The organism is Micromonospora xinjiangensis (genome assembly GCF_056150165.1).
The window spans coordinates 661738-681080 of the sequence record NZ_JAXCFO010000002.1; the positions used below are offsets into that span (position 1 = coordinate 661738).

Below are 19343 nucleotides of genomic sequence, written 5' to 3' on the forward strand. Positions count from 1 at the left end.
CCCGGCGGCGGACGCCACCGGCGTAAGCTGGCTCGTCGTGAGTCTCACCATCGGCATCGTCGGCCTGCCCAACGTCGGCAAGAGCACCCTGTTCAACGCGCTGACCAAGAACGACGTGCTCGCGGCGAACTACCCGTTCGCCACCATCGAGCCCAACGTCGGCGTTGTCGGGCTGCCCGACGAGCGGCTGCACAGGCTCGCCGAGATCTTCAGCTCGCAGAAGGTGCTGCCCGCGCCGGTGTCGTTCGTCGACATCGCCGGCCTGGTGCGGGGAGCCTCGAAGGGGCAGGGCCGCGGCAACGCGTTCCTCGCGAACATCCGGGACGCCTCGGCGATCTGCCAGGTGGTCCGCGCCTTCTCCGACCCCAACGTGGTGCACGTCGACGGCAAGGTCTCGCCGGCCGACGACATCGAGACGATCAACACCGAGCTGATCCTGGCCGACCTCCAGACCCTGGAGAAGGCCGTCCCGCGGCTGGAGAAGGAGGCCAAGCTCCGCAAGGACCGGGCGGCCGCCCTGACCGCCGCGAAGCAGGCCGTCGAGCTGCTCGACACCGGCGTGACGCTCTACGCGGGCGCCAAGGACGCCGGCATCGAGCTGGAGCACCTGCGTGAGCTGCACCTGCTCACCACCAAGCCGTTCCTCTACGTCTTCAACGTCGACGAGGCCGAGCTGAACAACGCCGAGTTCCTCGACGAGATGCGCGCCCTGGTCGCCCCCGCCGAGGCGATCTTCATGGACGCCAAGATCGAGTCGGAGCTGGTGGACCTGCCCGAGGAGGAGGCCCGCGAGCTGCTCGAGTCGATCGGGCAGAACGAGCCGGGTCTGGACCAGCTGGTCCGGGTGGGCTTCCGCACGCTCGGGCTCCAGACGTACCTCACGGCCGGCCCCAAGGAGGCGCGGGCCTGGACGATCCCGATCGGCGCGACCGCGCCGGAGGCCGCCGGGGTGATCCACTCCGACTTCCAGCGCGGCTTCATCAAGGCCGAGGTGGTCTCCTACGACGACCTGGTCGCGGCCGGCAGCATGTCCGCCGCCAAGGCGGCCGGCAAGGTCCGGATCGAGGGCAAGGAGTACGTCATGCAGGACGGCGACGTCGTGGAGTTCCGCTTCAACGTCTGAATCGCGCTCGTTCCCGCAGGTCAGGAGGTTGCGCCTTGGCCCTGGGGCACATCGGGGGCACAACCCCACGCCTCGTCGACGGCCCGGCGGGTGCGCTCCTCCGAGTCCGGCATCAGATGCCCGTACGTCGACAGAACCAGGGTCGCGTTCCGTGCCCCAGCCGTTCGGCGACCACGATGACCGACTCGCCCCGCATCAGCCGGACCGGCCCACGGTCAAGGCTTGGTTGGTACCTACCAAGGGCGAACACACTGCGCGACGCCATCCAGCGAGGCGAGTTCTCGCCCGGAGAGCGGCTGCCCCAGAGCGGGACTTGGCCGACGGGTTCAATGCCTCGCGTACGACGGTGCGTCTCGCGCTTTTCCGCTCTGAAATCGCAGGGACTTGTCGGGTCGGGTCGGGTCAGGGGCAGGGCACCTACGTGCGGAAGACCCGACCGCCTCGCGTTCTGGCCATGGATCAGGACCGACGCGCTCGCCGCGCCGAGAACCGTGCGGCGACGTTCAACGCCGAGGTGGCCCCGCAGGGCCGGATCGGGTGTCAAAACATCATTGACGTCGGAGCCACGTCGGCCACGGCGGAGGTCGCCCGGTGGCTGGCGCTGCCCGAAGGGGCACCAGTTCTAGTCCGGCGACGCATCATGGTCTGACCGCCAGCGCCTACCTGCGGCCGTGTTGGCGAGACGTCCGCTCATGTCGATGTCAGGACGGGGAGCTTGGCGAACAGGACGCGCCGGCGAGATCCTTGCGGTAGCCGAGGAAGGTCTCTGAAGAACCGTTGGGCGCGTCTGCCTGTCCCGTGTGGTCAAAGCCGCAGTGTTCCAGCACGCGACGCGAGGCCAGGTTTGCGGTGGACACGCGTGCCTTCACCGCCTTAACCCCTCGTGTGGCCGCGATGTCGAGTGCGGTGATCACGCCTTGAGTCGCGATGCCTCGACCTTGGGCATGCTCTGCGACCCGGAAACCGAGCTCAGTTAGCTCAGGTTGGTCGATGTCGCTGATGTTCACCCGCCCCAGGATCTCACCGTCCCCGTCGACGATGACGAAGAACAACGATGCACCTTCCCGGTTCTCGTCTACGCGAGCGGCGAGCCGGTCGTCGAAGTGCTCGAAGAAGTCGTCTCCACGGTCACCAACTCGTGCAGCGAAGAAGGCGCGGTTGGCCCGCTCGAACCGTTCCAAGGGCCGGGCGTGATCGGGTGTGAGGAGCTCGAGCCGTACGTTGGTGGTCACCCCGGGACCCAACCACAGCGTGGCGCTCTATTCACCTGGATTTCTGGGCCGAAGAGCCTTGAGCGCATGCACACATCTGCCGCGAGTCGCGCGGTTGCCGCCTCGCGAGCCTGTTCAGCGCCGTCCGAGGCCACGACGTCAAGCATCATCCGGCGCAGGGCAGCCGGCCGGCTGCCGGCGGAGTGGACGCTCTTATTTCCGTCAAGCGGTGGGGGTGAAGCGATCCTCCGTGGGCGAGTAGATGAGTAGGGGATGCTCCGGACCGTTCTCCGGCGTCAGGCGCACTGGCTTCCCGAGCTGGTGTCCAAGGCTGCGCATGAAGCGGCAGAGGACATCCAGCTGGTGCTGGCCCTGTAGCTCCGTGCGGTCGAAGTCGAACTCGACCTCGTCATCACTGAAGAAGTGCGTGTTGACCAGCATGTTGGGCGCTGGCCAGATGTGCATGGTGACAGTCGCCTCGGCGCGGCGGAGAGCGAAAATGTCGGCGGCCTGCTGCGGTAGTGGCCGGGACTGCCCTTCGACCGTGTAGTCGAACCGCCACCCCTGGGATCTCACGAGGTCGATCACCCGCTGCCAGTCGGTCTCGTTGGCGTCGACAACGTAGGCGTCCAGCAACGAGCCGTCGGGCTCGAACCAACCGGCGACATCATCCCAGGCCACATCGTGCACCCGGACATGATGGCCCTTGCTGGGGCTTCAGGCACGCTCAATCCGAGGGAGCAGGTGCGAGCAGTCGGTAGGCGTCTCGGGCGATGTAGCGCTTGAGGCATCGCATGATCTCGGTTTTGGTCTTGCCCTCTGCCGCGCGGCGGGTGACGTAGTCCTTGGTGGGCTGGTGGCAGCGCATGCGGACCAGGGTGATGCGCCAGAGGGCGCAGTTGGCTTCACGGTCGCCGCCGCGGTGCAGGCGGTGGCGGTCGGTTCGTCCCGAGATGGCCGGGATGGGGGCGACGCCGCAGAGCCGGGCGAAAGCCGCTTCGGAGTGCAGGCGATGAGGGTTGTCGCCGGCGGTGACGAGGAGTTGCCCAGCGGTGTCGACGCCGATACCAGGCAGCGCGATCAAATCCGGGGCGGCGGCGGTGACGAGGACGGCCAGGTGACTGTCGAGGTCGTCGATCTCGGCCTGCAGGGCGAGCCAGCGTCTGGCGAGGCTGCGCAGCGCCACTTTGGTGGCGGTCGCCGGGTCAGACACCGTGCCGGGCCTGAGAGCGGCGCAGACGCGGATGCGTTTCTTGCCGGCCAGTCCGCGCACCAGTTCTCACGGGTTCCGGGGCCGAGACGATGAGCGACTCGACTTGGCCACCGGCTTGAATTCGAGCCTTCATCGCTCCGCGGCGGGCGACGCGCAGAGCCCGGATCATCTCGACCTGTGCGTCGCGGGTCTTCGGGGTGCCGGTGGCGCGGCCGGACAGGACCGCCCGGGCGGCGGACTCGGCGTCGATGGTGTCGGTCTTGCCGATCCGGCGGCGGGTGGATCGGGTCCGGGCGGTCGACCTCAACCACCGTCAGGCCGTAGTCCGTCAGGAACCGCAGCAACCCGGCGCCGTAGCTGCCGCTACCTTCCAGACCAACCTTCGCTACCGTGCCGAGGGACTCGGCCCATGTGGCGAGCTGCGCGTAGCGGCGCATCGTCGCCGGAAAGCTCCTGGTGGCCAACACCCGACGTCGAAGGAGGCCGGCGGGGTGGCGGACCGACCGCCGTAGCTCCGCGCCGACGTCTCGATGCGGGGCATATCGGGCTTTCGCCCGGGTACCTGCCGGGCGTGACCTTCTCGATCGCCGCGCGGTGTCCGCGCACCGGCCAGCTCGGCGTGGGAGCCCTCACGGCCAGACCCGCGGTCGGCAAGCTCGTCGCACACGTGCACCCCGAGGGTGGTGCCGTGGCGACCCAGGCCACCCCCAACCCGTTCCTGGCCTACGACGGCCTGCCGCTGCTCGCCGAGGGCCGCTCACCGCGGGACGTCGTGACCGAGCTGCTGGCCCGCGACCCGGGCCGGGAGGTACGGCAGGTCGGCATGGTCGACCGTCAGGGCCGGTCGTACGCCTTCACCGGGTCCCAGGCCGTGGAGTGGGCGGGGCACGGCACCGGGCCGGGCTACGCGGTGCAGGGCAACCGTCTGGTGGGCCCGGAGACCCTCGCGGAGATCCTCCGGGTGTTCGAGGAGAGCCGGGACCTCGACCTGGCGGAGCGGCTCGTGCTGGCGATCGAGGCCGGCGAGGAGGCCGGCGGCGACCGGCAGGGCGCTCGCTCCGCGACCGTGACGGTCGTCTGCGATCAGCCGTACCCGCTCTGGGACGTGCGGGTCGACGACGCCGAGCATCCGGCGCGGGAACTGCGCCGGCTGCACGGCGTCTTCCGGGAGGAGGTGCTCCCGACCATCCACCGGCTGCCCACCCGCGACGACCCGATGGGCGAGGCCGCCCGGCGGGCGCTCGCGTAGCCCGCGGGCGGGACGCTGGACCGGCCACTGGCCGGACGTGAGGCGCAGGTCCGCGTTGATCAGTTGGTTGAGCCGTTCGCGCATGTGCCCGAGCAGCGACGGCTCCGGCAGAGGTTCCTCCAGCAGGAGGATCCATCGCAGGTGGGTTCCCCCGTCGCGTCGCCCGGCGGGTCGAAACGCACCGTGCCAGAATGCTGGCCGTGTCGGGGCGCGCGTTGAGCTTCGGAGCGGTGGCCCAGGCCTACGAACGGTACCGGCCGGGGTATCCCGCGGAGCTTCGTGACCTGGTGATGGCGTACGCGGGCCGGCCGGTGCGGACCGCCCTCGAGATCGGGGCGGGGACCGGCAAGGCCACCCGCCTGTTCGCCCGACCCGGGATCACGGTCACCGCCACCGACCCGGACGGGAGCATGCTGGCCGAGTTGCGATCGCACGTGCCGGCGGACGTCCGGACCGTGCGGGCCGCGCTCGAGGACCTGCGACCGGGCGAGCGCCACGACCTGGTGTACGCGGCGGCCGCGCTGCACTGGACGGAGCCGGAGGGGCGGTGGTCGCGCGTCGCCGCGCTGCTGGAGCCGGGTGGCGTGTTCGCCTCGTTCGGTGGCCCGATCCGGCTGGCCGACCCGGTGGTGCAGGAGGCGGTCCGCGCGGCGCGGGCGGCGTTCCTGGAGAGCGACGAGGTCCCGCCTCCGGACGGGACGCCTCCCGGACACGACACGCAGTGGCCGGGGACGGAGCTTCGACGCTCCGAGTGGTTCACCGACGTCCAGCAGCGCGTCATCGAGCGCCGGTTGACGATGAGCGCGCATGACTACGTCGGCCTCCTCTCGACCGTCTCGGCCTACCTCGAACTGCCGGCAGCCACCCGCGGGCAGGCCCTCGGCCGGGTCACCGCGGTCCTGCCCGCGACGGTCGAGGTGGTCGCCGACATCACCGTCCACCTGGCCCGCCGGCGCGGCGAGCAGTAGTCGTCCGCCGCGGTGCTGTCGACACCCCGCGTCGCGGGATATCGGGTTGCCGCTCGCGCCCGGCTACGGGAGCCTCACCGCGTGATCGACACACGGGTGCTCGGCGAGGACGACTGGAAGATGTGGCGGGAGCTGCGGCTCGCCGCGCTGTCGGAGGCCGGGTACGCCTTCGGCTCCCAACTGGCGGACTGGCAGGGTGACGGCGACCGCGAGGACCGCTGGCGGGCCCGACTGGCCGCCCCCGGCTCGCACAACGTGCTGGCCGTGCTCGACGGGCGAGCCGTGGGGATGGCCAGCGGCGTCCCGACCGGCGACGGCGGGGTCGTCGAGCTCATCTCGATGTACGTGGCGCCGGCGGGGCGTGGGCGGGGCGTGGGCGACCACCTCGTGCGCGCGGTCGAGCGGTGGGCGCGCCAGGCGGGGGCGCGGACGCTGCGCCTGACCGTGGTGGAGGGCAACGAGCACGCCCGGGAGCTCTACCGGCGGCACGGCTTCCGGGACACGGGTGAACTCGGTGGCCTCATGCCCGACGGCGTGCGCCGCGAGCACGTCATGGTGAAGAGCCTCGCCGGGTAGCGGTCGACCGCCCCGGACTCGCCGCGCGCGCCGCTCAGCGGTAGCCGGTCGCGTCCGCGGGTCTGCCCGGGTCCTGCACCTCGACCAGGTAGCGCCAGCAGTCCGGCTGCGAGCCGTCCACGTCGGTGAAGCCGTAATCGCGGGCGAGCTGCCCGCTGGACACCGACTGACCGCTCCAGCGCAGCACCTCCGGGTCGGCCGCCAGCGCCGCCACCGCCCGGCCGACGTACCGGGGGCTCTCGGAGATCACGAAGTGCGGCTCGCGGACGGTGGCGTCACGCCAGTTCTCCTCCCGCACGCCGAACAGGTCCAGCATGAGCTCCGACCGCAGCCAGCCCGGGGTCAACGTCACCGCCGCGCAGCCGTACGGCCGCAGCTCGTGCGCCTGCGCGAAACCCAGCCGGATCACCGCGCTCTTGGCCTGGTCGTAGAAGAACGAGACGCGGTAGTTGGCGTCGTTGTACTCCTTGGTGCCGTCGGTCATCTCCACCACGAGGCCGCCCGGCCGCTTGATCAGCAGCGGTAGCGCGTAGTGGCTCGTGATGACGTGGGTGTCGACGGCCAGGCGCAGCAGCCGCAGGCCGGCGTCGAGGTCGTGCTCCCACAGGGGCGTGTCCCACTGGGCCAGCAGCTCTCCGCCCCAGATGTCGTTGACCAGCACGTCGAGCCGGCCGTGGTCGCGTTCGATCCGTTCGACGAGCGCGCGCACCTGGTCGCGTTCCAGGTGGTCGACCTGGACGGCGATGCCCTCGCCGCCGGCCTCCGTCACCAGCGAGGCCGTCTCCTCGATGGTCTCGGGTCGTCCGTACTCGGAGCGGCTCTTCCGGGTGGTCCGGCCGGTCACGTACACCGTCGCCCCGGCCGCGCCCAGCTCGATCGCGATGCCGCGTCCGGCGCCCCGCGTGCCGCCGGCCACCAGGGCCACCTTCCCCTTCAGCGTGTCTTCCATGTGCCGGACGGTATCGGCGATACCCGACAACCACTGTCATCTTTTGTGCGGGTCCTCCGCGTGTCGGTGCGGGCGCTACTGTGCCGAGCGTGATCGAGGGCTTCGTGTACGCCAGCGACGAGCAGCCCGGCCCGATGGCGGGCGCGAGGGCGGGCGAGCGCGTCAGCATCCCGTCCTGGGGTCCGCCGTGGATCGTGGTCGACCACCGGATCGAGTCGGTCCTGGTGGCGCGCTGGCCGGGCCGGCTGTTCCGGGTACGGAGCGTCCCGCCCCGCGACGACGCGGAGCGGAACGCCCTGACCCGGGCCGCCGAGGGGCTGTCCGCCCGGGCCGGCTACACCCGGATGACTACCGTCGACGTCCTGGCCGAACTGCCGCCCGGGATCCTGTTCGGTGCGCACGGCACCGCCGTGGTCGAGGTCCTGGAGTGCGCCCGGCTGCTCACCGGACCCGTCGCGCACGGGCTGGCCGCCGCCCGCGACCCCGCCGCCGACGAGGCGTACAGCCGGGCGTGGCGGCGGTGGCTCGGCACCCAACCCGGGGGCGGGGCGTACCAGGACGACGATCACCGGAATGTGCTGGCGGTGCCCGGAGCCGGACCTGTCGCCTCGCCGGTCGGTCACGGCCTCACCCTCGTGTGGCGGTGCGTGACCGACAGCGCCCGGCGGTGGGCGGGCCCGGCGGCTTTCACCGTCGACGCGGAGGACGACGAGGCCGGGGAGGTGCTCCTCGACCCGTGGACGACGGCGGCCGCGGCTCTGCTGGACGCGGCCATCGCCCTCGGCGCACCCGACCTCGTCGGCTCCGCGGACGCGGCCCTGCTCACCCGGCCGTGGCGAGCCGTGACCGGGGCGTGAACGGCGCCGCTACCGCGTGGTTCAGGGGCTCGGGGCGCGGGCGATGACGAGGACCTCACCGTCACCCGCGCCGACCGGTTCGCGACGCCAGCCACCAAAGACGCCCTCGACGGCGAACCCGGCGGCCCGCAACGAGTCCCGCAGCTGACGTTCGGTCCGGAAGCGCAGGGTGGCCGAGCTGAGCAGTTCCTCGCCATCGGGGAAGACGTAGTGGTGCACGAAGCTGACCAGGTCGTCCACGACCTCCGTCACCTCGGTCCACGCGCCGATCTCCCGGCCGTCCGGCAGGAGGACCCGCCGTCGTGAGTCGACTGGGTTCCACCGCTCCCACCGCCGCGCCGTCGGGTCGCGGGAGTCGAACGCCAGCCGGCCCCCGGGCCGCAGCGCTCGGCGCAGGTCGGCGAGCGTCGCCGACCAGTCGGCGTCGGTGAGGAAGATCTGCGCCACGTGGCTCGTGAGCACCGCCACGTCGAACGCCGCCGTGGGGAGCGCCGCCGAGGTGCCCTCGACCCAGGTGACCCGGTCGGCGCCCGGCTTGCCCGCCGCGGCCGTGAGGGAGGCGCGGGCCGGATCGACGCCGGTGACGGGGTGGCCGGCCGCCGCGAGGGCAATGGTCAACCGACCGGTCCCGCAACCGAGGTCGAGCACCCGCGCGCCCGGCGTCTCGCCGGCCACCGCGAGGAAGAAGTCGTCGTCCCGGCCCCAGCGGCATTCGGCGTCGTAGACCGGCACCAGCCGGGGATCCTCGAACTCGCCGTGCCTCACCGGCTCGGACCCCGACCTGTCACTCCGCCGTCCTTTCCCGCCCCGGCGCGCGTCGGGACGGGCGCTCAGGAGATGTAGTGCAGGATCACATTGTGGACGTGGTGGCTCTTCTGCGCGCCCCGGAACTCCACCTCGTAGGTGTGCGTGCCGACGTGGATGGCGATCGCGCCGGTGGAGAAGAACGAGCCGCCCCACGACTTGTTGCTGACCACGCTCACGCTGGTGATCTTCGAGTACGGGATGCTGGTGATGGCGTACCGCTTCCCGACGAACGAGCGGTCCTGGATGATGACGCGCCGGTCGGTGAGGCCGATGAACCCGGTGCCGGTGCCGACGGCGTCGTAGACGGCGATGATCTGCTCACCGTCGAGCAGCCCGCTCTGGATCTGCTGGAACTGCTCCTTGCGGTCGTACGTCGCGTTCGCCATGCGCCCCACGGTAGGCAGCGCACGCCAACCGTTCCGGAGCGGCGGATCAGCGTACGACCGAGTCGGCCGCGGCCCGGACGAACTCGCGCACCCGCGCCGTGTCGTTGCTCTCCAGCCAGACCGGGCCGCGCCGGATGGGCGGGGCGTCGTGGATCGGCACGTACCTGACGTCGGGGCGCGGGTAGTAGCGGCGGGTGTGCTCGCCGACCGGCAGCACGCCGCGGCCCAGCGCCACCAGCGACAGCATCTCCGAGAACGTGTTGCCCGCCGGCCCCTTCGGCACGGGTCGGCCCGACGGGGTGTGGTCGGGGGTGCGGTCCCGCTTGAAGCCGGCCGAGGTCACCGCCGGGTACTGCACCACCGGGTGCTCGGCCAGCACCTCGATGCTCACCGACGGCTCGGCGGCCAGCGGGTGCCCGACCGGCACGGCGAGGGCGCGCTCCTCGGTGAGCAGCACCGGGCCGGTCGCCATGCCGTCGAAGGGGTACGCCGCGATGAGCACGTCGACCGAACCGTCGAGCAGGCTGGGCCGGGAGTCGAACAGCTGCACCTCGCGTACCTCGACCGCGCAGTCGGGGTGCCGCTCGCTGAACAGGGCCACGGCCTTGAGCAGCACGGGCGCCGTCCACTCGCCGAGGAACGCGACCCGCAGCGTCCCGGTGACACCGCGGCCGGCGTCGACGGCCCGGGCGACCGCCTCCTCGATGCCGGCCACCAGCGGTCGCAGGTCGTCGGCGAGCCGCTGCCCGATCGGGGTGAGCCGCACGACCCGGCTGGTCCGCGCGAACAGCGGCGCGCCGATCCGGCGTTCCAGCCGCTTGATCACATGGCTGACCCGGCCGGTGGTCACCCGCAGCCGCTCCGCGGTGCGGCCGAAGTGCAGCTCGTCGGCGAGGGTCAGGAACGTCTCGACCTCGTACCGCTCCAGCATCGCCATCCCATCGTTGATTCCGGGTCAACGATCGTAGTCCGATCGCGTCTTGGTGCCGGCCGCCGGGAAGCGGATCGTGGAGCCGTTCCCGAGAGGAAGGCACCACGATGAGCATCGACGGCTACCTGGCCGAACTGGACCCGCCGTTGCGGGAGATCGGCGAGCGGCTCCGGCCCGTCATCGACGCGGCGCTACCGGACGCCACCGGCACGATCTGGCACGGCCACCCGGTCTGGGGCCTGGGGGAGAAGCCGGGTCAGCGACCGGTCTGCCTGGTCAAGGCGTACGGCTCGTACGTCACCTTCGGTCTGTGGCGCGGGCAGGAGGTCGACGACCCGTCCGGGCGGCTGGCGCCGGGCGCCCGCCGGATGGCGTCGGTGAAGCTGCGTACGGCCGACGACGTCGACCCGGCCCTGTTCGCCGGTTGGCTGGGCCGGGCGCGCGAGCTGGAGGAGAGGTGAGCGGCATGCGGGTCATCGGGTTCGACCACCTCGTGCTGAACGTGGCCGACGTCGAGCGGTCACTCGACTTCTACTGCGGCCGCCTCGGGCTGGAGCCGGTGCGCGTCGAGCAGTGGCGCGCCGGCCGCGTCCCGTTCCCCTCGGTGCGGGTCAGCGCGGAGACCATCATCGACCTGGTCCACGGTGAGCGCGGGGAGTCGAACGTCGACCACTTCTGCCTGGTGGTGGCGCCGCTGGACTGGGTGGAGGTGATCGACGCCGGGGCGTTCACGGTGCTGGAGGGGCCGGTGGGGCGGTTCGGGGCACGGGGCTCGGCCACCTCGATCTACGTCCGTGACCCGGACGGCAACTCGGTGGAACTCCGCTGGTATCCGCAGGACGCGGGTCAGGACTCGGTGACGGCGCGGTAGGCGTCCTCGATGCGGGCCGCGAGCAGCACCTCGCCCTCGGTCAGCGGGGTGTTGCCGTGCCCGACCCGGATCTGCGTCTGGTCCGCCCGGCGGCTGATCTCGGGCCGCAGGTGCAGTGCGTCCGCGACCACCTTCACGCGCTCCGTCAGGGCGGCGTGCTGGCTGTCGTCGATGACGAGGGTGCGTCGGATCTGCTCGCCCTCCCGCGTCCACCCGGAGAGCAGGGTGAGCGCGTCGGAGAGGTAGTCCTGCTTCGCTCGGCCGTTGAACAGCGCGCGCATCACCGCACCTCCCAGGCGCCGTTGCCGGCTTGTGGCCAAATCGTCGCCGTCCCGTGTCTTGTCGGTGGCTTCTAGTCTTGTCGCCCTACGGTGCGTGTGTCCACGCCCACACTTCCGGGTCTTCCTGACCTAGCGGCCGGTTACGGTACCCAAACCGCCGATTGATCTGGCACGCTGGACGGCCGTGCAGACCGAACGGGCGAGTGGCGGCGGGCAGGCCGCGCGGCGGGAGCTGAAGGTGATCGTGGGTGCCGCGATCATTCGGGACGGGCGGGTGCTCGCCTGTGCGCGCTCGGCGCCGCCGGAGGTGGCCGGCATGTGGGAGTTCCCCGGCGGCAAGGTGGAGCCGGGGGAGTCCGAGACCGAGGCGCTCGTCCGCGAGTGCGCCGAGGAGCTGGCCGTCCGCGTGGAGATCGGCGACCGGGTCGGCCGCAACGTCAGGATGGCCCACGGCCGCTCGGTGCTCAAGGTGTACGCCGCGCGGCTGCTCGGCGACGCCCAGCCCCAGCCGCTGGAGCACTCGGCGCTGCGCTGGCTCTCCGCCGCCGAGCTGGACTCGGTGACGTGGCTGCCGGCCGACGCCCCCATCGTGGCGGCGCTGCGTCCCCTCCTCACGACCGGCTGACGCGCCGCCGGGGAAGCGGACACCCGGGGGGAAACGGGACGGGGGCCGGCGGCAAGTGCCGCGGCCCCCGTCGTCGTCATGGGCGTGCTCAGTGCTTGTCCTGCTCCGGGTGGGCGAAGTTGAGGTGCTCCGGAGGCAGCGGGAAGGTGACGTCGTCGCCGAACGGCGACGGCGCGGCCGCCCGGTCGAAGGTGAGCTCCGTGAGCGGCAGCTTGCCCCGCTCGTCCACCGCCGGCGCGGTCGGGTGGGGCACCTCGCGGTGCCAGTTGACCCCGCTCTGCGCCTGGGCCTCGGCCTGCGGGTCGTGCGAGCCACCCGCGTGCGAGTGCACCCCGCCCCGGCTGGTGCTCGGCGTCGCCGGGCCGGCCGCGCGGGCGCTGGTCACGCTGCTCTGGGGCGTCTCACCCCGACGGAAGATCTTGCTACCAAGCCACACAAGGGGATCGTACCTGCGGTCTACGACCCGCTCCTTCATGGGGATGATCCCGTTGTCAGTGATCTTGATGTGCTCGGGGCAGACCTCGGTGCAGCACTTGGTGATGTTGCAGTAGCCCAGGCCCATCTCCGCCTGCGCGTACTCCTTGCGGTCGCTGCGCGCGTCGAGCGGGTGCATGTCCAGCTCGGCGGCGCGGATGAAGAACCGCGGCCCGGAGAAGGCCGGCTTGTTCTCCTCGTGGTCACGAATCACGTGACAGACGTTCTGGCACAGGAAGCACTCGATGCACTTGCGGAACTCCTGCGAGCGCTCCACGTCGACCTGCTGCATCCGGTAGTCACCGGGTGCCACGTCCTCCGGCGGCGCGAAGGCGGGGGTCTCCCGGGCCTTCTCGTAATTGAACGAGACGTCGGTGACCAGGTCCCGGATGACCGGGAAGGTGCGCAGCGGGGTGACCGAGACGGTCTCCTCCGGCTCGAAGGTCGACATCCGCGTCATGCACGCCAGCCGCGGCTTGCCGTTGATCTCCATCGAGCACGAGCCGCACTTGCCCGCCTTGCAGTTCCAGCGGCAGGCCAGGTCGGGCGCGTCGGTGGCCTGGAGCCGGTGGATGACGTCGAGGACGACCTCGCCCTCGTTCACCTCGACCATGTAGTCCTGCAGGTCGCCGCCGCTATCGTCGCCCCGCCAGATGCGAAATTGACGCTTGCTTGCCATCAGTTGCCCGCCTCCTCAGCGAGGGCGTCGAACTCCGCGAGTTCCTCGTCCGTCAGGTACTTGGCCAGCTCGGCACGGTCGAACAGCGTGATCAGCTCCGGGCGCATCTTCGGCAGCGGCTTGCGCTCCAGCCGCACCGTGTCGCCCTCCAGCGAGCAGACCAGGTTGACCCGGCGCCACTGCGGATCCATCGCCGGGTGGTCCTCCCGGGTGTGCCCGCCCCGGGACTCGCGCCGCTCCAGCGCGGCCTTGGCGGTGCACTCCGAGACCAGGAGCATGTTGCGCAGGTCGAGGGCCAGGTGCCAGCCCGGGTTGTAGCGCCGCCCGCCGGCCGCGCTCACCTTGGCCACCCGCTCGCGCAGCTCGGCGAGGCGGACCAGGGCGTCCGCCAGCTCACCCTCGCGCCGGATGATGCCGACCAGGTCACCCATCACGGCCTGAAGGTCCTGCTGGAGGGTGTACGGGCTCTCGCCCGTGTCCCGCTGCAGCGGCGCGAGCGCGGTCTCCACCGCGGCCTCGACCGCCTGCACGGCCACCTGGGGACGCGAGGCCAGGCTGTCGGCGTACGAGGCGGCGTGCCCGCCCGCCCGCTTGCCGAAGACCAGCAGGTCCGACAGCGAGTTGCCGCCGAGCCGGTTCGAGCCGTGCATGCCGCCGGAGACCTCACCGGCGGCGAAGAGACCGCGTACGTGGCCGACGGCCGCACCGCTGTCGGGCTCGACCTCGACGCCGCCCATCACGTAGTGGCAGGTCGGGCCGACCTCCATCGGCTCCTTGGTGATGTCGACGTCGGCCAGCTCCTTGAACTGGTGGTACATCGAGGGCAGTCGACGCCGGATCTCGTCCGCGGGCAGCCGGCTGGCGATGTCGAGGAAGACGCCGCCGGCGGGGGTGCCCCGGCCCGCCTTGACCTCGCTGTTGATGGCCCGGGCCACCTCGTCGCGCGGCAGCAGCTCCGGCGGCCGGCGGTTGTTGTCCGGGTCGGTGTACCAGCGGTCCGCCTCCTCCTCGGTCTCCGCGTACTGCTTGCGGAAGACGTCGGGGACGTAGTCGAACATGAACCGCTTGCCCTCGGAGTTCCGGAGCACGCCACCGTCGCCGCGGACCGACTCGGTGACCAGGATGCCCTTGACCGACGGCGGCCAGACCATGCCGGTCGGGTGGAACTGGAGGAACTCCATGTTGATCAGGTTGGCGCCGGCCCGCAGCGCCAGCGCGTGACCGTCCCCCGTGTACTCCCACGAGTTCGAGGTGACCTTGTAGGAGCGGCCCACCCCGCCGGTGGCGAGCACCACGGCGGGCGTCTCGAAGAGGACGAACTCGCCGGACTCGCGGTAGTAGCCGAACGCCCCGGCGACCCGGTCGCCGTCGAGCAGCAGCTCGGTGATGGTGGTCTCGGCGAAGACCCGGATCCGCGCGTCGTACGAGCCGAACTCGCGCTTGTCCTCCTGCTGGAGCGAGACGATCTTCTGCTGGAGGGTGCGGATCAGCTCCAGGCCGGTCCGGTCGCCGACGTGCGCCAGGCGCGGGTACTCGTGACCGCCGAAGTTGCGCTGGGAGATCTTGCCGTCCTTGGTGCGGTCGAAGAGCGCACCGTACGTCTCCAGCTCCCAGATCCGCTGCGGGGACTCCTTGGCGTGCAGCTCGGCCATGCGGAAGTTGTTGAGGAACTTGCCGCCCCGCATGGTGTCGCGGAAGTGCACCTGCCAGTTGTCGCGCGAGTTCACGTTGCCCATCGCGGCGGCCGCGCCGCCCTCGGCCATGACCGTGTGCGCCTTGCCGAAGAGCGACTTCGAGATGATGGCGGTCTTCTTGCCGGCGAGCCGGGCCTCGATCGCCGCGCGCAGACCGGCGCCGCCGGCCCCGATCACGACGACGTCGTAGTGGTGTCGTTCGATGCGAGTGGTAGTGGTCATGTCCAGGCCCTCTAGTTGATGAACCGCAGGTCGGGGATCCATTCGGCCGCGACCGCCATGACGTAGAAGTCGGTCAGCGCCAGGGTGCCGAGCGTGATCCAGGCGAGCTGCATGTGCCGGACGTTGAGCCAGGACACGCCGGTCCAGGCCCGGTAGCGCAGCGGGTGCTTGGAGAAGTGCTTGAGCCGCCCGCCGATGATGTGCCGGCAGGAGTGGCAGGAGATCGTGTACGCCCAGAGCATGACCACGTTGCCGATCAGGATGAGGTTGCCCAGCCCGAACCCGAAGCCCTTCGGCGAGTGGAAGGCGAGGATCGCGTCCCAGGTGTTGATCAGCGAGATGATCGCGGCCGCGTAGAAGAAGTAGCGGTGCAGGTTCTGCCCGAGCAGCGGGAAGCGGGTCTCACCGCTGTAGGTCTTGTGCCCGTCCGGCACCGCGCAGGCCGGCGGCGAGAGCCAGAACGACCGGTAGTAGGCCTTGCGGTAGTAGTAGCAGGTGAGCCGGAACAGCAGCAGGAACGGCAGGGTGAACGCCGCCTCCGGGATGATCCACCAGTCGGGGAGGACCCGGCCGAAGTGCGCGGACCCCTCGACGCACCGGTCGGTGATGCAGGGGGAGTAGAACGGGGTGAGGTAGTGGAAGTCCTCGACCCAGTACCACTTGTGCATGTAGACCCGGACGGTCGCGTACACGACCCAGGCGCTGAGCCCGACGACGGTGATCAGTGGGGCGAACCACCAGCGGTCCGTGCGCAACGTCTTCGCCGCGATGGCGGCGCGCGCCCGCGCTCCCCGCGGCCTCGTTGCCGTTGATGTCATTCGAGTCGTCTCCTCGACGGGGCCCGCACCCGCGGGCGGAACTTCCTCCGGTCGGCACGCGGACCGGCGAAACCGCACCCGCTTGCCACGTCATGCGAACACCAACGACCACGCCGGCACCGGCGTGGCTAAGTGACACACGTTACGCCGATCTTCGCGAGCCGTCCGGTCAAGCCGGCGTCCCGTGTGTCCCGCCCGCCGGAAGGCTCCCGGCACGATGATCGATAGACCGATGTTATGAAGTTCACTGTCCCGACCTGACAGCGGGGTGCCCGAGCAGTGTCGACGGGTCGAGCGACCGTCGACCCGGGGCCCCGTCGGCGGGTCGCCCGGTCAGCCGGACGCGCCACCGGTGAAGTGCCAGGAGGCGAGCCGCAGCGGCGGGGCGGACCACCAGGGACCGTCCACCCGGTCCGGTTGGCGGACCGGGTGGTGGCCGAGGCCGAGCACCATGCCCGGCGCGAGCGCACGGGGGTAGGACTCGGTGAAGCGGAAGTCGCGGACGGGGCTCGCGATCGTGCCATCCTCGATCAGCCAGACCCCGTTGCGGGTCAGGCCGGTGACCACGAGGCTCTTCGGGTCGAGCACCCGGGTGTACCAGAGGTCGCTGACCAGCAGGCCGCGCTCCACCCGGGCGACCAGGGCCGCGGTGTCCGGGTCGGCGACGGCGCCGGCGTGAGCGTCGGCTGTCGGGGCCGGGCCGGGCCGCCCGGGAGCCCCGGCGGCGCCGAGTAGCCGCAGGTTGCGGGCCAGCGGACCGAAGCTCGCACCCCCGACCACACCGTGCCCCGTGGACTCCGTGCCCGCCTCGGCGGCCGTCCGCCGGTCATGCGCCACCGTGCGGGTGACGCCCGCCTCGACCATGGTCACGCTCCGGCGGGCGGTGCCCTCCACGTCGAACGGCAGGCCGGAGGCGCCCAGCGGGTCGTCGACGAGGGTGACCGCCGGGTCGAACTGCGCGACGCCCGGCTCGGCGAAGGACTGGCGCTCCACGTGACGCTTGCCGTTGAACCCGAACCAGGAGAGGTTCTGGAGCAGGTCCGCCACGGCGGCCGGCTCGAACACCACCTCGTAGTGCCCCGGCGGCAGCTCCACCGGGGCGGTGGCCGCGCGTGCCTTGGCGGCCGCCCGCGCGCCCAGCGCGGCACCGTCGACTTCGGCCAGCCGGTCGGCGCAGAGCCGGGCCACCCCGTCCGCGCCGCCCGCCCGGGCGATGCCGTCCATGGCCGCCTCGGCCGAGCGGCCGTACGCGGAGTGCCCCGCGCTGTTGGCGAACGCCGACGAGCGGTGCGCCGTACGGCAGTAGCCGGCCGCCTCCAGCCCCTCGGCCGCGGCCACGAACGCGCGTACCCGCTCGGCGCGCTCGTCCGGCTCGGCGTACGCGGTGGCCTCGTCGACCGGCACCGTTTCGGGAGTCGCGGTGGGCGGGGTGAGCCCGGGCCAGGCCGGGTCGGGTGGGCAGAGCCTGGCCGCGGCCAGCGTCCGCTCGACGAGCGCGCGCAGCCCGTCGGGCCCGGTCACGCTGCCGCTGCCCGCCGCGGTGCGTCCGTCGACGTGCACCCGCAACCGGACGCCGATGCTCGACTCGGCGACGTTCTGGTGGATGAAGGAGTTGGCGAACCGGGTCAACGCCAGGTCGGACCGGGTCACCACGGCCTCGGCCTGCGCCGCCGGCCCGCCGAGGCGACCGACCAGCTCGACGACCCGGCCGGCGACGTCCAGCTCGGAGGTCATGCGCGCACCCCCACCCGGACGCCGCGGAACCGGGCCGGCGCGGCCGGGTGACCGGTGTGCCCCACCTGACCCGGCTGCCCCTTGCCGCAGTTGGGTGTGCCCCAGGCGACGGTCTCCGACGAGAGCATGTCCATCGACCGCCAGAAGAGCGGCCCGATGCCGGTGTAGGTGGGGTTGCGCAGCATCCGCCCCCGGCGGCCCTTCTTCACCTCCCAGCCGATCTCGCAGCCGAACTGGAAGTTCAGCCGTTTGTCGTCGATGGACCAGGACCGGTTGACGTCCATGAGCACGCCGTCGTCGGTGGCCGCGATGATCTCCTCCAGGGTGTGCGGGCCGGGCTCCAGGCCGACGTTGGTCATCCGCACCATCGGCAGCCGGGCCCAGCCGTCGGCCCGTACGCTCCCGCCGTGGTCCAGGCCGGCCACGGCCGCCGAGTCACGGCCGGCGAGCACCCCCACCCACCGCCCGTCGCGGACGGCGTCGCGTTTCACCGCCGGGGAGCCCTCGTCGTCGAAGCCGAAGCTGCCGAGCGCGCCGGGGATCGTCGGATCGATGGTGATGGTCATCAGGTCGGAGCCGTAGCGCAGCGAGCCGAGCTGCGCGAGGTCGAGCCACGACGTGCCGGCGAACGCGGCCTCCCAGCCGAGGATCCGGTCCAGCTCGATGGCGTGCCCGACCGACTCGTGGATCTGGAGCGCGAGCTGCTCGCCGCCCAGGATCAGGTCGGTCTCGCCGGCGGGGCAGAGCGGCGCGGTGAGCAGCGCCCGCGACTCGTCGGCGGTGCGGGCCGCGTGGGCGGCCAGGTCCAGCGACTCGACCAGCTCCCAGCCGGTGGTGCCGTACTGACCGCGGTAGCTCGGGTAGGACCGGCGCTGGGTCTCGCCGTCGCCGATGGAGGTGGCGGAGATGCCGCCGCCGCACTCGCGGATGCGCTGGTCGATCCGGTGCCCCTCGCTGGAGACGAACCACTTGGCGGTGTCCCAGATCTGGTAGAGCCCCTCGGCGACGTCGGCGCCGTGCGCGGCCATGGTCGCGGTCGCGTCGACGAGCAGGTCACCCTTCGCGGAGAGCGGCACGGCGAGCGGGTCGACCCGGCACTCCGAGGCCCAGGTCGCGGTGACCGGCTCCGACGGCACCAGGTCGACGGGTGGGCCCGGGACGCGGGCGCTAGCGGCCGCGATCCGCGCCGCGCGCCGCCCGGCGTCGCGGGCCGCGGCGTCGGACAGGTCGGGTACGGCGTGGAAGCCCCAGCTCGACCCGACCAGCGCCCGGACGCCCAGGCCGAGGCTCTCGTCCTGGGTCAGCTCCTCGATCTCGCCGTTGCGCGCCGACATCGACTCGTAGCGCCGGTGCATCACCCGGGCGTCGGCGTAGCGGGCTCCGGCGTCGAGAGCGGCCTGGACGGCGGCGGTCGCCGCGTCGAACTCGCTCATGACGCGACCCCGCCGCGCTGCGTGCCGCCGCAAGGCGTCAGGCCGTCTGGTCGATCTGCTCGCCGGCGCTCGCTCATGGGACCGACCCTAGGCGAGCCGCCCGACATCCGTCAGGGCGGCGACTCCTCGGGACGGATCGTCGCTCGGCCGGGGTCGGTCAGGTGCCCGACCGGGCCGGGCTCCGGCACGCAGACCTCCCGGTGGCGCCGGCCCTGCCGCCGCCACGGGTGCCGGGTGCCGCC

General features: G+C 71.8%; 21 protein-coding genes. 8 read left to right on the forward strand and 13 right to left on the reverse strand.

Annotated features, from left to right (window positions below; genetic code table 11):
* Positions 1–37 precede the first annotated feature (37 nt).
* Positions 38–1123 (forward strand): redox-regulated ATPase YchF, encoded by a 1086-nt coding sequence (gene ychF, locus SM573_RS09945; protein ID WP_474613624.1) that lies wholly within the window; start codon positions 38–40, stop codon positions 1121–1123.
* Between the two features lie 701 nt (positions 1124–1824).
* Here ychF and SM573_RS09950 read toward each other — a convergent pair.
* From SM573_RS09950 to SM573_RS09960, 3 genes are all read right to left on the reverse strand, one after another.
* A complete protein-coding gene (locus SM573_RS09950; RefSeq protein ID WP_474615936.1) occupies positions 1825–2355 on the reverse strand; it encodes a GNAT family N-acetyltransferase in 531 nt (176 codons plus the stop codon).
* A gap of 201 nt (positions 2356–2556) precedes the next feature.
* Positions 2557–3024, reverse strand: a complete 468-nt coding sequence (locus SM573_RS09955; protein WP_474615937.1) for a hypothetical protein — start codon at positions 3022–3024, stop codon at positions 2557–2559.
* Positions 3025–3061: 37 nt separating this feature from the next.
* On the reverse strand, positions 3062–3607 hold the full coding sequence (locus SM573_RS09960) for a transposase (RefSeq protein WP_474615938.1): 546 nt from the start codon (positions 3605–3607) through the stop codon (positions 3062–3064).
* A 511-nt stretch (positions 3608–4118) separates the two neighbouring features.
* Between SM573_RS09960 and SM573_RS09965 the strand changes: the two genes are divergently transcribed.
* The 3 genes from SM573_RS09965 to SM573_RS09975 all read left to right on the forward strand — a co-directional run bounded on the left by SM573_RS09965 (position 4119) and on the right by SM573_RS09975 (position 6340).
* Positions 4119–4796, forward strand: a complete 678-nt coding sequence (locus SM573_RS09965) for a DUF1028 domain-containing protein (protein ID WP_474613626.1) — start codon at positions 4119–4121, stop codon at positions 4794–4796.
* A 191-nt stretch (positions 4797–4987) separates the two neighbouring features.
* On the forward strand, positions 4988–5764 hold the full coding sequence (locus SM573_RS09970; protein WP_474615939.1) for a class I SAM-dependent methyltransferase: 777 nt from the start codon (positions 4988–4990) through the stop codon (positions 5762–5764).
* Positions 5765–5845: 81 nt separating this feature from the next.
* Positions 5846–6340, forward strand: a complete 495-nt coding sequence (locus SM573_RS09975) for an N-acetyltransferase family protein (protein ID WP_474613628.1) — start codon at positions 5846–5848, stop codon at positions 6338–6340.
* A 34-nt stretch (positions 6341–6374) separates the two neighbouring features.
* Here SM573_RS09975 and SM573_RS09980 read toward each other — a convergent pair whose 3' ends face one another.
* Positions 6375–7289: an SDR family oxidoreductase gene (locus SM573_RS09980; protein WP_474615940.1), complete on the reverse strand. Its 915-nt coding sequence runs from the start codon at positions 7287–7289 to the stop codon at positions 6375–6377.
* An 89-nt stretch (positions 7290–7378) separates the two neighbouring features.
* On the opposite strand from SM573_RS09980, the gene SM573_RS09985 reads away from it, so the two are divergent.
* On the forward strand, positions 7379–8146 hold the full coding sequence (locus SM573_RS09985; RefSeq protein ID WP_474615941.1) for a hypothetical protein: 768 nt from the start codon (positions 7379–7381) through the stop codon (positions 8144–8146).
* 21 nt (positions 8147–8167) lie between these two features.
* Here the strand turns inward: SM573_RS09985 and SM573_RS09990 are convergent, their stop codons facing one another.
* The 3 genes from SM573_RS09990 to SM573_RS10000 all read right to left on the reverse strand — a co-directional run bounded on the left by SM573_RS09990 (position 8168) and on the right by SM573_RS10000 (position 10270).
* Positions 8168–8911, reverse strand: coding sequence for a class I SAM-dependent methyltransferase (locus SM573_RS09990; protein WP_474613631.1), 744 nt, complete (start codon positions 8909–8911; stop codon positions 8168–8170).
* Between the two features lie 65 nt (positions 8912–8976).
* Complete coding sequence (locus SM573_RS09995) at positions 8977–9339, reverse strand: PH domain-containing protein (protein ID WP_334449238.1); 363 nt, start codon at positions 9337–9339, stop codon at positions 8977–8979.
* A gap of 46 nt (positions 9340–9385) precedes the next feature.
* A complete protein-coding gene (locus tag SM573_RS10000) occupies positions 9386–10270 on the reverse strand; it encodes a LysR family transcriptional regulator (protein WP_474616057.1) in 885 nt (294 codons plus the stop codon).
* A 107-nt stretch (positions 10271–10377) separates the two neighbouring features.
* On the opposite strand from SM573_RS10000, the gene SM573_RS10005 reads away from it, so the two are divergent.
* On the forward strand, positions 10378–10731 hold the full coding sequence (locus SM573_RS10005) for a DUF1801 domain-containing protein (RefSeq protein ID WP_474613632.1): 354 nt from the start codon (positions 10378–10380) through the stop codon (positions 10729–10731).
* 5 nt (positions 10732–10736) lie between these two features.
* Positions 10737–11141: a VOC family protein gene (locus tag SM573_RS10010; protein WP_474613633.1), complete on the forward strand. Its 405-nt coding sequence runs from the start codon at positions 10737–10739 to the stop codon at positions 11139–11141.
* On the opposite strand, the gene SM573_RS10015 is transcribed toward SM573_RS10010, so the two are convergent.
* Positions 11117–11422, reverse strand: a complete 306-nt coding sequence (locus tag SM573_RS10015) for a 4a-hydroxytetrahydrobiopterin dehydratase (RefSeq protein WP_474613634.1) — start codon at positions 11420–11422, stop codon at positions 11117–11119. The two genes, SM573_RS10010 and SM573_RS10015, sit on opposite strands and share 25 nt — an antisense overlap.
* 184 nt (positions 11423–11606) lie before the next feature.
* Between SM573_RS10015 and SM573_RS10020 the strand changes: the two genes are divergently transcribed.
* Entirely contained in the window at positions 11607–12047 is a 441-nt protein-coding gene (locus SM573_RS10020; protein ID WP_474613635.1) for a (deoxy)nucleoside triphosphate pyrophosphohydrolase, read from the forward strand.
* Between the two features lie 88 nt (positions 12048–12135).
* Here SM573_RS10020 and SM573_RS10025 read toward each other — a convergent pair whose 3' ends face one another.
* The 5 genes from SM573_RS10025 to SM573_RS10045 all read right to left on the reverse strand — a co-directional run bounded on the left by SM573_RS10025 (position 12136) and on the right by SM573_RS10045 (position 19101).
* Entirely contained in the window at positions 12136–13200 is a 1065-nt protein-coding gene (locus SM573_RS10025; protein WP_474615942.1) for a succinate dehydrogenase/fumarate reductase iron-sulfur subunit, read from the reverse strand.
* Positions 13200–15116 (reverse strand): fumarate reductase/succinate dehydrogenase flavoprotein subunit, encoded by a 1917-nt coding sequence (locus SM573_RS10030; RefSeq protein ID WP_474613637.1) that lies wholly within the window; start codon positions 15114–15116, stop codon positions 13200–13202. Before SM573_RS10030 ends, SM573_RS10025 begins: the two co-directional genes overlap by 1 nt.
* A gap of 11 nt (positions 15117–15127) precedes the next feature.
* On the reverse strand, positions 15128–15934 hold the full coding sequence (locus SM573_RS10035; protein ID WP_474613638.1) for a hypothetical protein: 807 nt from the start codon (positions 15932–15934) through the stop codon (positions 15128–15130).
* Positions 15935–16267: 333 nt separating this feature from the next.
* On the reverse strand, positions 16268–17668 hold the full coding sequence (locus tag SM573_RS10040) for a TldD/PmbA family protein (protein WP_474613639.1): 1401 nt from the start codon (positions 17666–17668) through the stop codon (positions 16268–16270).
* A complete protein-coding gene (locus SM573_RS10045; RefSeq protein ID WP_474613640.1) occupies positions 17665–19101 on the reverse strand; it encodes a TldD/PmbA family protein in 1437 nt (478 codons plus the stop codon). Before SM573_RS10045 ends, SM573_RS10040 begins: the two co-directional genes overlap by 4 nt.
* Positions 19102–19343: the final 242 nt, after the last annotated feature.

Coding starts and splice junctions, on each gene's coding strand:
- SM573_RS09970 (WP_474615939.1), top strand. CDS start 4,988: ATGCTGGCCGTGTCGGGGCGCGCGTTGAGCTTCGGAGCGGTGGCCCAG.
- SM573_RS09980 (WP_474615940.1), bottom strand. CDS start 7,289: ATGGAAGACACGCTGAAGGGGAAGGTGGCCCTGGTGGCCGGCGGCACG.
- SM573_RS09995 (WP_334449238.1), bottom strand. CDS start 9,339: ATGGCGAACGCGACGTACGACCGCAAGGAGCAGTTCCAGCAGATCCAG.
- SM573_RS10000 (WP_474616057.1), bottom strand. CDS start 10,270: ATGCTGGAGCGGTACGAGGTCGAGACGTTCCTGACCCTCGCCGACGAG.
- SM573_RS10005 (WP_474613632.1), top strand. CDS start 10,378: ATGAGCATCGACGGCTACCTGGCCGAACTGGACCCGCCGTTGCGGGAG.
- SM573_RS10010 (WP_474613633.1), top strand. CDS start 10,737: ATGCGGGTCATCGGGTTCGACCACCTCGTGCTGAACGTGGCCGACGTC.
- SM573_RS10015 (WP_474613634.1), bottom strand. CDS start 11,422: ATGCGCGCGCTGTTCAACGGCCGAGCGAAGCAGGACTACCTCTCCGAC.
- SM573_RS10025 (WP_474615942.1), bottom strand. CDS start 13,200: ATGGCAAGCAAGCGTCAATTTCGCATCTGGCGGGGCGACGATAGCGGC.
- SM573_RS10030 (WP_474613637.1), bottom strand. CDS start 15,116: ATGACCACTACCACTCGCATCGAACGACACCACTACGACGTCGTCGTG.
- SM573_RS10035 (WP_474613638.1), bottom strand. CDS start 15,934: ATGACATCAACGGCAACGAGGCCGCGGGGAGCGCGGGCGCGCGCCGCC.
- SM573_RS10040 (WP_474613639.1), bottom strand. CDS start 17,668: ATGACCTCCGAGCTGGACGTCGCCGGCCGGGTCGTCGAGCTGGTCGGT.
- SM573_RS10045 (WP_474613640.1), bottom strand. CDS start 19,101: ATGAGCGAGTTCGACGCGGCGACCGCCGCCGTCCAGGCCGCTCTCGAC.